8 protein-coding genes and 1 tRNA gene are annotated in these 12,863 nt (G+C 48.0%); 5 read left to right on the top strand and 4 right to left on the bottom strand.

The features are described from left to right. Positions 1-50: 50 nt before the first annotated feature. Together ACFE7X_RS11060 and ACFE7X_RS11055 are read left to right on the top strand one after the other, a co-directional pair. A complete protein-coding gene (locus ACFE7X_RS11060) occupies positions 51-503 on the top strand; it encodes a hypothetical protein (RefSeq protein WP_375435724.1) in 453 nt (150 codons plus the stop codon). A gap of 96 nt (positions 504-599) precedes the next feature. Further along, positions 600-676 (top strand) — tRNA-Asn (locus ACFE7X_RS11055). A 582-nt stretch (positions 677-1,258) separates the two neighbouring features. On the opposite strand, the gene opgC is transcribed toward ACFE7X_RS11055, so the two are convergent. The 3 genes from opgC to ACFE7X_RS11040 form a co-directional block, all read right to left on the bottom strand. After that, on the bottom strand, positions 1,259-2,371 hold the full coding sequence (gene opgC / locus ACFE7X_RS11050) for an OpgC domain-containing protein (protein WP_375435723.1): 1,113 nt from the start codon (positions 2,369-2,371) through the stop codon (positions 1,259-1,261). A 754-nt stretch (positions 2,372-3,125) separates the two neighbouring features. After that, positions 3,126-4,589, bottom strand: coding sequence for a hypothetical protein (locus ACFE7X_RS11045; RefSeq protein ID WP_375435722.1), 1,464 nt, complete (start codon positions 4,587-4,589; stop codon positions 3,126-3,128). Positions 4,590-5,007: 418 nt separating this feature from the next. After that, positions 5,008-6,699, bottom strand: coding sequence for an alpha-N-arabinofuranosidase (locus ACFE7X_RS11040; protein ID WP_375435721.1), 1,692 nt, complete (start codon positions 6,697-6,699; stop codon positions 5,008-5,010). 817 nt (positions 6,700-7,516) lie between these two features. On the opposite strand from ACFE7X_RS11040, the gene ACFE7X_RS11035 reads away from it, so the two are divergent. The 3 genes from ACFE7X_RS11035 to ACFE7X_RS11025 all read left to right on the top strand — a co-directional run bounded on the left by ACFE7X_RS11035 (position 7,517) and on the right by ACFE7X_RS11025 (position 10,134). Continuing rightward, positions 7,517-7,882: a hypothetical protein gene (locus tag ACFE7X_RS11035; RefSeq protein ID WP_375435720.1), complete on the top strand. Its 366-nt coding sequence runs from the start codon at positions 7,517-7,519 to the stop codon at positions 7,880-7,882. A gap of 600 nt (positions 7,883-8,482) precedes the next feature. Beyond that, entirely contained in the window at positions 8,483-9,751 is a 1,269-nt protein-coding gene (locus ACFE7X_RS11030) for a cation:proton antiporter (RefSeq protein ID WP_375435719.1), read from the top strand. A 209-nt stretch (positions 9,752-9,960) separates the two neighbouring features. Further along, positions 9,961-10,134 carry a hypothetical protein gene (locus ACFE7X_RS11025; RefSeq protein ID WP_375435718.1) on the top strand — a complete coding sequence of 58 codons (174 nt, stop codon included), beginning with the start codon at positions 9,961-9,963 and terminating at the stop codon, positions 10,132-10,134. A gap of 81 nt (positions 10,135-10,215) precedes the next feature. Here ACFE7X_RS11025 and ACFE7X_RS11020 read toward each other — a convergent pair whose 3' ends face one another. After that, positions 10,216-12,624, bottom strand: a complete 2,409-nt coding sequence (locus ACFE7X_RS11020; protein WP_375435717.1) for a T9SS type A sorting domain-containing protein — start codon at positions 12,622-12,624, stop codon at positions 10,216-10,218. Positions 12,625-12,863 lie beyond the last annotated feature (239 nt).

Below are 12,863 nucleotides of genomic sequence, written 5' to 3'. Positions count from 1 at the left end.
CTGTCAATCCTATCTCATCAAAGCGAATGAAGGACTTGCCAATTACCCATGTGCCCTTACGCTCTGCGCTTAGCAATTGGCTTACTTTTGCGGTGGTAGCATTGCTTGGCAGTCAGCTAGTGGTTTCCTGCGGCTCTGACACGAGTAATGTCGAGCCGCAGATTCCTTTGGCTAGCTTCAGCGAGAGCCTCAACATTACCAACCAGCAATACACTGCTTTACGCACCGATAAGGGAGCTATCTATTTCACAGGAGGAGTGCGCGGTTTAATCATCGTGCGTCAAAATGCTAGCACGTACCTTGCTTTCGAGCGAAATTGCCCCTACCGCGTCAACGATACTTGTGCCCGCGTTAGCATCGACGCTTCGCGGTTGTTCCTGAAAGATGCTTGTTGCGGCTCACAGTTTGATTTGCAAGGCCGCGTACAGGGCGGTCCAGCTAATCGGCCACTCCGGCAATATAGCACTTCGCTTTCCGGAAACTTGCTGAATATCACCAACTAGGCATCTTTCTGAAATATTTTCAAAGATAATGCTTGCACAACCTTTTGCTTTGCCCTAATATTGCACCCGCAACGGCAATGAAATGCCGCCATAACCGCTTCCTTAGCTCAGCCGGTTAGAGCATCTGACTGTTAATCAGAGGGTCCCTGGTTCGAGCCCAGGAGGGAGCGCCAAAAAGACCAGCAACAAACTGTGTTACAGTTTGTTGCTGGTCTTTTTCTTTGTACAAAGCTAGCAGCTCATCCTATAGCATACGCCCCGCGAAGAGCACACGCAACAGTGCTAACGCCTTGAAGGAAAGCGCAATTAGATTACCTAAGCTTCACTAAGCAACTACGTAGGACTCACTATTACCTGGTAATTATCAGAAATCGCACATAAGATGCTCTGAAGCGCATGTAATGCTTATAGAGCTAAGTAAGTACGCTCCACGGGGCCCCTTTGGGAAGGCGAGCTATAGCTCTAGTTATGAAATTGTTGGATATTACAAAGAAGACCAGAACGCAGCCTCAATTATAATAAGCGGCAACTACTCACTCATAAGGCAGCTTTTAGCCTTTACGCTCACCTAAAAAGTAAGCGATGATTGCACTTTTAGCACCATACGGCCATTATACATAAAGTCTTCTGTTAATCAACTGTATAACAGAGGCTTTACAAGTGCTATTGCCTTAGAATTAACATGCAGCTCTGCCGTTAAAACTCATTTTTTATGATGAACGCAGAGTACTCTTTCGGAGGCATTAGACTACGGCCTACTTCGTAATAGGCACTATTCTTTTATTAACTAAAGTTGGGGCTAAGTACAGAGCGGGCACTATCAAGAAAAGAATCAACAAGCTACTCAAAGGATACAGATAGAAGTTATCGGTTAATTTTATTGTATAGATACTGTTAAGATACACTTTCAAAGGCATAAATATGAGAATTAGTATAATATGAAATGAGAAAACTTCCAAAGAGTACTTGCCTAGATAACATATATACTTATTAGTAAACCAACTCCTGTTACGAGCAGCAATATAGATAATCAAGAAACATAAAACCACAAAGTTTAATAGCCGCAGAAATCCTAAGCCCGGTTTATTAGTTAAATATTCTATATCCATATTAGCTATGCCAAAATGAAAATTCTTTTCAACAAAGAAAAACAACGCAAAAAATGCACAAACAATAATTATACTGGGATTATTGATTATTTTGTTGGTCTTATTGTTATAAAATAAAAATCCTGAAACAATGCCTAAAACAAAAAGCAATTGCCAACATAATAGATTATAGAAGCCAGTTTGTATGTTTTTATTTCCAAGCAAAGTATCGACAACATGATAAGGATGTATAATAGTGCCAATAATATACAAAACTATTGAAGCAACGAGAACTTGCCAAATCAAACCTTTATTCAAAGATTTGACTAGGATAGGAATAAAAGCCACAAATATAGTATACATAGGCAAAATATCCATAAAGACTGGCTGATAAAGCAGCACGCTGCCAAGAATAACCGATAGCAGAGTCTTATCAAACAAGAAGCTATAATATTGAGCCCAATACTCTGTTATATAAAAATTAGATAGTATGATCAAGAAGGTAAAAAACAACAAAATGATATGATATTTATAGATAGTTACAACTCTATTCTTAGCAGCTTCCAAAATATGCTGCCCTCCTTTCTCAACATACTTATGATAATAAACCAAACCAGCTGTTAGGCCAGATATATACACAAAGCCTTCTGCTGCTGAAACCCAGCCAAAAAACTCATATGTAAATCTCTTTATTATATTATTATAGGTTAATGAATGGTCTATCGTAATGATTATTAGCAACAATCCCCTAAAGAAATCTAGTTGGGCACTTCTTTTCATTACGCAAGTATTTAAGTTTATGCAGCCATGAATTCTCTTGAATTCATGTGTATTAGGCCATAACTCCCGATCTACCTTCAGATAAGTGGAAGCAGGTTGTGGATGCTTCAGGCCACACTGCTAGCAGCTACTGATGGTGATCAAACGGAAGAAGCCTGATAAGGTGCTTTTGTCTTTAGCGGGTAAATATCTGAATTATTTTTAGAAATGAAGCTTAATCCTAAAAGCAGGCGTCCATTAAATTTACATTAATCCTGTAATATTTATAACTAAGATGTTCTCTTGCGCACTTATGCCCGAAACAGTAACCGCAGATGCACAATGACTTCGATTAGGAAATGATGCAATAATGGTGACAAGTTGGGCTGTCAAATAAATTAGAATCAAAACTTTTTCTTGAAAAGCATTTTTTCTTTGTTGACGGAAATTTCAACTTAATTTCCACCAGAATGCCTTTGCGGTCCTCGATATTTCCACATCTCAAACCGTATAGCTATGACACTACTGGTTTCCTGCAGCCGTTCTACAAATGGTTAGTAGTGCGCACCTAAGATGGTGCCCATTTACACCACAACACTCCGAACTAAGAAAGAGATAATTTAGCAACAGCAACTATTGTCGAGCTTATGTCTATACAACACAACAAACTATATGAATCATATCAAAAAAGACCCTATTACTCACAGTTTTTCACATTCCTAAGGATAACTTATCTTGGAGCACTACTATTTACATCAGTAATATTCTACTCTCTTTAGTGCTTACACAAACAAGGTCCCTTATCCACTGGACGGAAACGTATGAATTTCGCAGCTAATCTATTGTGCGCAATTAGCAACTCAGGTTGGCTACTAATTCCATTCACTACATGGACAGTCTGCTGCTGATAGGCACGGATATACGTAACGTAGAAATTAGTGTGGGCGTTACTCGTGATTCGCCGAAATTCGAAGTAAGGAATCAGTTGTTTGTTATCAACTAGAATTTGAAGATCCTTGAGGTTAGTACTGACGACTTCTACAAGATCTTTTTCTTTATCGCCGATATGCAGTGAGGAAGAGATAAACATATGATTGGTTATGTTCCCCTCGGTTCTTAGATTACTAAACATTGAAAAACTAGTCTGAGTCTTTATTCCTAAGTATGGGGTCATACCGTTGAATAGTAGCAGCAATGGTACTAGCCAGAGTGCTTTATGCGACATGTAGAATAAGGTTGTGTATTGTTCTCTCTTATAATTGTTATTCACGGCGTTATAGCTATAAATAACAATTAATATAAAACCCCATATAAGCCAGATAACCAATCCAAGTATATTTAACTTGTGTGTAATATTATCGATATAAACACTTGCAACTAAATTTAGCGCAACTACCACTATTATGCCGGCAGCAATAAAAAGTCGAAGTAACAACAGTACACCTTGCCCCGCCTTAGGCCACAACGTATTCATTGGTGTTGGAATACTTGCAACAAATGTATTGGGAAGGAATAACGTGTAAATTGCGAACAACATAGCCGAGAAGCTATACAATCCTTGATGTGGGTGGAGCGATAAAAAATAGTGAAATCCACACGCAAGTAGGAGACCAGTTGAACGAGTTTTTCGGAAATATAGTAGCAGGGGTATAGCAGCTTCAAGTATAATAGTACCCCATACTGCCAACCACCTAACCAGAGGATTATCCGGCATAAAGGGAATTCTGTCTTTATAGCCAGCTAGCAGAAACGTACTGCAACTAATATTAACATTGAAATAATCCCAGTTAAGCTTGTGCAAGACGGCATAGAAATAAAGTACGAACAAACTAATTCGTACCAAGGGGGCGAAAGAGTTAAATAAAGTAGTTCTAGTGGCAAGTGCTTTTATAGCTATCATGGTCTTGTCTTTCCGGTAAAGACGAACCATTGACCACGTGAGAGTAACTAGTATGCCACTGTTTATAATGAATTCGAATGTGATATGATTGGGTGCATAAGGCATCCACTCGAAAGTGTTGGCAACACTGCAACATAGCATCAGCAAAAAGGGCCAGATAGACCACGGAATCAGCAGGACTAGGGCAGCCGCTAATACAACAGCCACCGCAAAAGGGTGCTGCAATGTGATTCGATCAGCAAACGACAAGGCATGCAGAACATTAGCAACCGCCCAAGCAAAACTAAATAGCGCAAGTCTATCGAATCTGGTGGTAGACAAGGGTGAAAAATTATCCATTAAGCATACTGGCTTTGTATAAAACAAAACAATATTGTACAATTACAATTTAATTTCCAAATACCGTGATAATGCACTAGATAGATGATTGTATATCAGCACTAAAGTTGCTGTGCGCAACCTTATCCCGAATCTTGTTTTGGGCCGATATTCACTACTACAAGCATAAAGTTTGTGCCTGCCTGATCCAGACGACAGTCGTCATCAGCTTGAGCCAGATGTTCCCTCCTACCTGAATATCTGCTGTTCTAGTCGCGCAGGCACTACGATGCCAGCCGACGTTTAACTAGAATCAGTACTAGAGATGCGCCAACAAACCGCCCCTGCTAGTTCTCTCTCGGCTGAGGAAAAACTAGCAGTGGCGGCTACTGTTAATCTGGCACTTGTAAGTGCGCTCTGAACGATTAGAACCGGTTGTTTACTTCACTTCTAGTACCACTACCGATTGAGGAGGAAGCTCTACTGCGAGGTTGCTACCGCGCTTTTTGGCCCCTGTGAAGTTGGCTAGCTTCACTTTATTGGGGTTATCGAAAGAGTTGTGGTCGTTGGTTTTTGCCGAAGTTAGAACCCGGCCGGATACCGTTTTCCAGGTTACGCCGGGCAAAGCAGTTTCCAGCTTCAGCATCTTTTTAGTGTCCAGGTTTACCAAGGAAATATGTACGATGCCGTTCTTGTCTTTGGAAGCGGAGGCATTCAGGGCCGGAATCCTCTCGTTGCCGAATACATAGTCGGGGCTGGCGAATTGTAGGGGCAGGAGTTGCGCGTCTTGGTGTACTTGGTAGAGGTCGAAAACGTGGTAGGTGGGCGTGAGCAGCATTTTTTCTTTATCGGTGAGGATTAGGGCTTGCAGCACGTTCACGGCCTGGGCCAGGTTGGCGCCGCGCACCCGGTCACAATGGTTGTTGAAGATGTTGAGCGTAGTGCCGGCTACTAGCGCATCGCGCAGAGAATTTTGCTGGTACAGAAAGCCCGGTTTAGTGCCCGGCTCTACGTCGGTCCATACACCCCACTCATCGACGAGCAGCGCTACTTTTTTCGTGGGATCATACTTGTCCATGATGGCCGCGTGCTTGGTCACAATAGCATCCATCTTCAGACAGTTGCGCAGGGTGCTGAAGTACTGCGTCTCGTCGAAACCCGTAGCTGCGCCTTTACTGCCCGTCCAACTGCCAGTAGGCAGTGTGTATTGGTGTAAGGTCAGCCCCCACATCATATTGAGCGGAATCTTCTTCATGCACACTTCCGTCCAGTTGGCATCGTCGCCGTTGGCTCCACTCACAATTTTTTTCAGGGGTGGTGATGCCGGATAATTGTGGGCGAAGGTGGCGTAGCGTTTATACACATCAGCATAGTAGTCGGGAGTCATGTTGCCGCCGCAGCCCCAACTTTCGTTGCCGATGCCCCACCAGCTTACTTTGTAAGGTTCGGGGTGCCCGTTCTTACGCCGCTCCAGCACGAGCGGCGTATCGTCGTTGGCGTTCAGGTACTCCATCCAGCCGGCCATTTCCTGCACCGTACCGCTACCTACGTTGGCTGCTAGGTAGGGCTCGGTGCCCAGCAGCTGGCAGAGCTCCAGAAACTCGTGGGTGCCGAAGCTATTGTCCTCCACCGAGTTACCCCACCACATGTTCAGCATTTTGGGCCGCTGCGCCGTGGGGCCTACCCCGTCGCGCCAGTGATACGTATCGGCGAAGCAGCCACCGGGCCAGCGCAGGTTGGGCACCTTGATTTTGCGCAGCGCTTCCACAATATCCATCCGAATACGACCTTGCTTAGGCACGTTCAGTTTCTCGTCCACCCAGAATCCGTCGTAGATGCAGCGGCCCAGGTGCTCGGCAAAATGCCCGTAGATGTGTTTGCTGATTTGCAATTTCGGGTCGCCGGCCTGCACCGTTACAGGTATTGTTTGGGCCGTGGCAGTGCTAGCGAGGGCCAATGCCAGCCCGGCAACCAGCCCCACCCGACGCGCCCCATTGCCGCGCAGCACTGGTCGCCACGCAGCACTTCTAATGCTCCGCGCATTGCGACTCGCTAGAGAGTTAATGATTAAGACCAAAAAGCTACCAAGCAAGATGGCGCAGAAAGCGAAAAAATCAGGAACAGGATTCACGGGTGGTAGGGTGGAGAGGTAGTTGATGGAAGTTTATTTGATGGTGATTTAAGCTGCGGTAGCTTGGTTAGCTAGCACCTAGATTGGCTGCGCTTGAAGCATGGCAACACGCCACTTACCGCATCAATAAGGAGGTTGGTGGCTGTTATTGTGGCTTTGCCTTGCTCGTTAATATAAAAGTTGCTGCTTTGCCATCAGCGCGAATTCACGCGTTGTGCTGGCGCCCGGCTGCAACAATACGCACCGAAAATTTTCAATGAACACCGGGGTATTGGGCTGTTCTTGCAGGCTGCATGAATTACGCGAGACTGCGCTACTGCCTCACCAGCCACTTTTCCGGTGCTCGGCCACTGAGCAGGATTAAAACAGAGGGCCACTTGTTGTGCATGAACCTTGAGTTCGGCCAGCAGCAATAGCAGAGAGTAACTTCTTTTCATAAGCGGCAGGCAGGGGCAAGTCGGAAGGCAAGGTCGGCTTCGGGCAGCAAGTAAAGCTAATCCCGAAATACTACCAACCCTCCACTAGCCTTCTTACCACTACTTGCTTAAACTTTCGTTTTCATTCTCAATAATCGAAACCTCGTTGGCAGGCACACAGCAAGTCGCAAATGCCATAAGCACGGTGGGGTTGTAAGGGCACGTAAAACCCGATTGCTGCACAAGGCTTTGCTTGCTGCCGCGCACCTCTCTCCCACTCCAAGAATTCACTGCGGGACCTTTTCACTACGGCTGCACCCACAAATCAAGTGAAAAGCGTTGCTCTTTTCTAGCGTATGCATCAGGTCGGAAGCAGTTGTTGATATCTATCTGTAAGCTGTTTGCGTATTTCCATCCTTACCCCCAACTATGCAACAGTATTCTTTGCTTATTTTCAAGCTCACCCCACCCTGACAATTGGTGCCATGCAGCCTGCCGCCGCTTCCTGCCAGAAGTGTGCAGCTATTTCTTTGCCCTTTTTCAGCGTGTTTTTTATGCAACAACCCCCTCAGTACTTCAGACAGTACAAAGCCACTTACAAAAACGATAGTCGTGGAAGCCTGCTCGCAGGGCTAGCTTTAATTTTGGTGACAGCCCTCGACCACTTTGGTGCAGATATTTTGCCACTGTTAGTCTTGTGCACCACTGTCCTGCTGCAAACGACAAGTACCACTAACCAAGTAGTTAGGGCGAATGCGTCGTGCTAGCCAGAGATTCGTCATGATACCGGTGCCAGACCTCCCGCGCTGGCAGCAATACCTGTTGTTGGTGGGGTCGTTGCTGGCGGTTATTGCCTGTGTGTGCTTGCGACTAACCCATCATTCACAGGGCATTAGTTTGCTCCCTATGGTGCTTCCTTTTCTGCTCTGGTGGCCCCGCCCGGCTACCCCCAAAGAGCTTCTAAACTGGTGGCTAGCAGTGGTCTGTGTGTTTATCCTCGTCTTAGGACTTCTGCTAACTACACTGCCACATATGGCAGGATAAGCTGTTTCGTTGCTGATGACGCAGGGGAGGCCCAAAGCACTAGGATACACTTCTGAAAGCATCTACAGCCCGAACGCGCCCCGTTCGGGCTGTAGCTGATGCTGGACTCTAGCGCATGCCACTGAGCAGGTTGTGCATACGCCCGTGGTAGTGTTGGCGGGGTGAGATGACGCTTGCTATTTATGTGTTTGCAACGTCAGCACCCGTAGGCTACTCGCTCGGCTCGAGGACCTATGCTTCACACTACCGCGCAGCATCCCGAACGGCGATGCAACGTAGATTAGAGCCCGGCCAGGTTCTTCTCATCTACTTCCCTTGCAACAATGGAGCTATACACCACCTTCTCTATCCTCTTGGTGGTAGCAGCAGCTTTTTCATACCTCAATTTTCGGTTTCTGCATTTGCCGGGTACTATTGGGCTAATGGCACTGGCACTGCTTTCCTCGCTGGCACTAGTGGCGCTGGGGTGGATGGGCGTGCCGGCCGTGCTACAGGTAGCCAACGTAGTGCGCACCATTGATTTTCATACGGTGCTCATGCAGGTGATGCTAAGCTTCATGCTTTTCGCGGGCGGGTTGCACCTCGATGCCGGCAGTTTGGGCCGACAGCGCCTGCCCGTCCTGATCCTGTCCACACTGGGCACCTTGCTCTCAACAACGTTGGTAGCGACTAGCCTGTACGTCACGTTACCCCTGTTCGATCTGCCGCTGGATTTCATTTACTGCTTGCTGTTTGGGGCCCTCATTTCCCCCACCGACCCGATTGCCGTGCTTGGTATCCTTACGCGGGCGGGCATTGAGAAGCCGTTGGAAATCAAGATCGTGGGGGAGTCGCTGTTCAACGACGGCGTGGGCGTGGTAATTTTTGCCACGGTGCTGTCGGTGGCGCAGGGTGGCGCGGAAGCGGTGAGCGGCTGGTCGGTACTGGGGCTGTTCCTGCGCGAAGCCCTGGGCGGAGTTGGTTTAGGCCTTGGACTTGGGTACGGTGGCGCTTTGCTGCTGCGCTCCATCGACAATTACAAGGTGGAGGTGCTACTCACGCTGGCCCTCGTGATGGGCGGCACCACCTTGGCTACCTCGCTGCATACTTCCGGACCACTGGCTATGGTGATGGCGGGCATCATTGTTGGGCATCAAGGCCGGCGCGACATGTCGGACGTGACCCAGGAATACATCGACAAGTTTTGGGAAATTCTCGACGAGATTTTCAATGCCCTGCTCTTCGTGCTGATGGGCCTGCAAATACTGGTGCTCGATATCACGCCGCTTTATCTTCTGGTGGGCTTGCTGGCCGTAGGACTAGTGCTGTTTGCGCGGCTGGTATCGGTAGGGCTACCGCTGGCCGTGCTAAGCCTGCACCGTCAGTTCACCGAAAACAGCCTTACCATCTTAACCTGGGGTGGCCTCCGAGGAGGTATCTCGGTGGCCCTGGCCCTGTCGTTGCCCCCCACCATGCCCCGCGACTTACTGGTGGGGATAACCTACGTGGTGGTCGTCTTTTCTATTCTGGTGCAAGGCCTTACTATCGGGCCATTAGCTACTTACTTGCAGCATAAGCAGCCGAAACGTCCCGACTCTCCAAAAGCGCAATAAACCCGGTGGGGCACTCCCCAAACGCGGCGTCAGCTTGCTGATGCCCGGGATTGGTGCTGTCTGGCGTTGCAGCTGTAGCGTTGCGCTCTTATTGCTGTTTAGGTCGGAGGTCGGAATTGAGTTTGAACTCAACTTTTTCCGGCGGACGTAGTATCTACAGTATTGCTTCGTTCGGGGCAAGTTCCTCTCCCTTTCTCAACCACACGTCCATGACTACCTATCGTCCCTTACTCGCTTTTTGCCTCGTTGCGTTGTCACTCACAGTTAGCAGTTGCGACGCCATTGGCAGCATTTTCAAAGCTGGAGCCTGGACGGGCCTTATTGCGGTTTTCCTGGTAGTCTTGCTGCTTTGGTTTATCGTTACCAAAATGCGCAGCCGCTAACCCTGGCTTGGCTGGCAGCTATATAAAAAGGCGGCTCCTGTGCAGGAGCCGCCTTTTGTATTTACAATCTGGCTAGCTGCTTTAGTTTTTCACTACCCGTAATGCTATCGGACCTTGGGCCGTAACTAACCGTAGCACATAGCTGCCGGCTGGCTGACTACGCAGATCCAAAGCCGTCTGGCCCTGTAAGCGCAATTGAACCGAGCCAAGCAGCGTGTATAAGGTACCGTGCAATGGAATAGCAGTTCCGCTCGGATCCACAACACGTATATCATCGGCGCTAGGATTGGGCACTACGGCTAGTGCAAACCGAGCGGAAGCAGTTTCCCGACGACCATTCACTATCACCACCGGCGAGTAGGTGGTGGTACCATCCAAGTCGATCTGCTGTAATCGGTAGTAGGCGGCGTCGGCTAAGGGCTTGGCATCGAGGAACGTGTAGCTGCGGCTAGTGCTTGTGTTGCCGCTGCCTGCCACAGTACCGATAGCCTCAAATTTTTGCCCATCGCTGCTGCGCTCCACCACGTAATGGCTGTTATTTCTCTCAGAAGCAGTTTTCCAGCTACACTGTACGGCCTCACCGTTCCACGCGGCCCCGAAAGCTACTAGCTCCACTGGCAGTGGTGCCGCCGCATTAGACGATACGGCATAAGGCGAAAACGAATTCAGGCCAGCGCGGGTAAGCTTGTAGCTGCCAGCTACGGTTCCGGTGGTGGCCGCTGCCGCTGCAACTTTGTCGAAGTATGGCTTCGCGCCTGTATTGATGTAATGGGTAATATAGGCCTTGGTGGGGTCAAAGGTCGTGCCGGCCGCTCCGCCCGACATCTGCTCGGCGGGATTCCCCTGTAGGGTCATAGTTACGTCGGCATTGCCGGCCACTTCCTCGGCCACAAACCACGTTTTCTTTACGTTCTGGTTCAGCACTTCCACCACCCCGTTTTCTTTGGCGTCGTAGTTGGTGTACATCTTATCAAGCACCCGAACGGCAAACACATCCTCGTTGCGCGCAGTGGTGCTGCTCGGCTGCCGCAAGCTTATGGGCGTGTAGCTAGTAGCACTAGAACCGATCGGGAAAACCACATCCGCACCGGTGTTAGCAACCGTCTGCTTCAAGACACCTTTGCCGTTGGTTACTACAAAGGCCGTATTCGAAGTCCCTTGAATTTGCCCACCGCGCTGGAGCGTCAAGTTGTAGTCGCCAAGCAGCAAATCAGGTGCTGCATTGCTGGCCGTAGCAAATACCAGATTACCATTGACAAGAGTATTGCCCGTTAGAATCTTATTGCCGCCGCCCGTAACTTTCAAGTTTCCGTACGCCACGGGCGCGATATTCAAGGCAGTGCTGGTTGTTAAGTACTCCACTGTGCTGGTTGGGTCCAGTTCGCCGAGCGTGAACGAATAACTCGGCTGCTGAATGGCTATTGCCGCCCTAGCTTCCACATCAATACGGCCTACAATATCATCGTTGTTGTCGATGTAGAGGCGGGTATCGGTGGTAGCACCCGGCAGACCAATTACAATCTTAGAATTGCTACCATTCACCGTCCAGGCAGCGCTTCCATTTATACGACTGGCACTAGCACTATTATCCGTTGTATTGCCTTGTACGTAATACGTAGCGTTGGGCAACGCGAAGCTAAAGTTGCTAGGCAGAGCACCGGTGCCGTTTACCGTTGAGCTCCAAACGTTATCATTATTTAGATTACCGGATACTTTCGAGTAAAAGATATTGGTAAAGGCCGAAATAGTGACGTCATCAATGGAGAGGCCGTTGCCGTTGGTCTGCGTGTTGAGCACGTAGCTCCACCGGATCATGATTTCTTGGTTGGGGGCAAGCTCAATATTGCTAAGTGTAGTTTGCCGTACACGCCGGTTAGTAGGCGAATTACCATCGCGGCTGGCAACAACGGTGGCAGTAGAGGGAGCGTCAACGCTCAGATCGGCGTTGGATACCCAAGCACCAGCGCTATTGAGCAAGCTGCTTATGGGCACGTTTGCCGCAGTTTTCAAATAGGATACGTCGACTTTGGCTTTGTCTTTCTGACCGGAGTTGTACCAGTGCTCCATGGCGTACACAATTTCCAAATTGTGGATAGTAGTGGTAGTGCCGTTTTTCAGTCGAATTCCTACGTGCCCGGTGCCATCACCAAGGGTACCATTCAGAGTAGTAGAAGCAATGCCTCCAAAAGACCGGTCGGAAACATTAGAGCCTGTAGCTTCGCCAAAATGGTAATAGTTAGCGTCAATAGTTGACCCATCATTGGCCGCAAACGTGGTAGGCGTAAACTTAAAGCCACTAGTAAACTCTGCCTGGGCGTATACTCCTGGCAAGGTGGTGTTGTCGGTAAATGACGCAGCTCCCGACAACGAATTGAAGTTTTGAGTGTAAGGAACTAGGTTGTTAGCATTAGTCCATGTGTACTGCGCTGAGGCAGGCACAGCACTGAAACCTGCCAGCAAAGTGATAAGCGCACAATAAATATTTCTCATAATGAAAAGGAAGGGGGAACTGTAAAAGCCTCAATGGCACAGCCCTATAATTAATTTACCGATTTGAGAATCAAAATTACAGATTCTAGAACTCAACAGCAACATTTATTATAATAATATTGTTGTTGTATGACTTTATCGTCATCTCTTAATTGATCGATAGGATTAATACAAAAAAGAAGACCGCATACTGCATATAATGCAAAACGACCTGTCAGCTAGCTGACAGGTCGTTCGTT

Source organism: uncultured Hymenobacter sp. (assembly GCF_964242765.1).
GTDB lineage: Bacteria > Bacteroidota > Bacteroidia > Cytophagales > Hymenobacteraceae > Hymenobacter.
This window is presented reverse-complemented; position numbering and strand designations above follow the sequence as displayed.

Bases quoted from the DNA above. Each gene is read 5' to 3' on its own strand.
- opgC (WP_375435723.1), bottom strand. From the start codon at position 2,371: ATGAAAAGAAGTGCCCAACTAGATTTCTTTAGGGGATTGTTGCTAATA.
- ACFE7X_RS11045 (WP_375435722.1), bottom strand. From the start codon at position 4,589: ATGGATAATTTTTCACCCTTGTCTACCACCAGATTCGATAGACTTGCG.
- ACFE7X_RS11030 (WP_375435719.1), top strand. From the start codon at position 8,483: ATGGAGCTATACACCACCTTCTCTATCCTCTTGGTGGTAGCAGCAGCT.
- ACFE7X_RS11025 (WP_375435718.1), top strand. From the start codon at position 9,961: ATGACTACCTATCGTCCCTTACTCGCTTTTTGCCTCGTTGCGTTGTCA.
- ACFE7X_RS11020 (WP_375435717.1), bottom strand. From the start codon at position 12,624: ATGAGAAATATTTATTGTGCGCTTATCACTTTGCTGGCAGGTTTCAGT.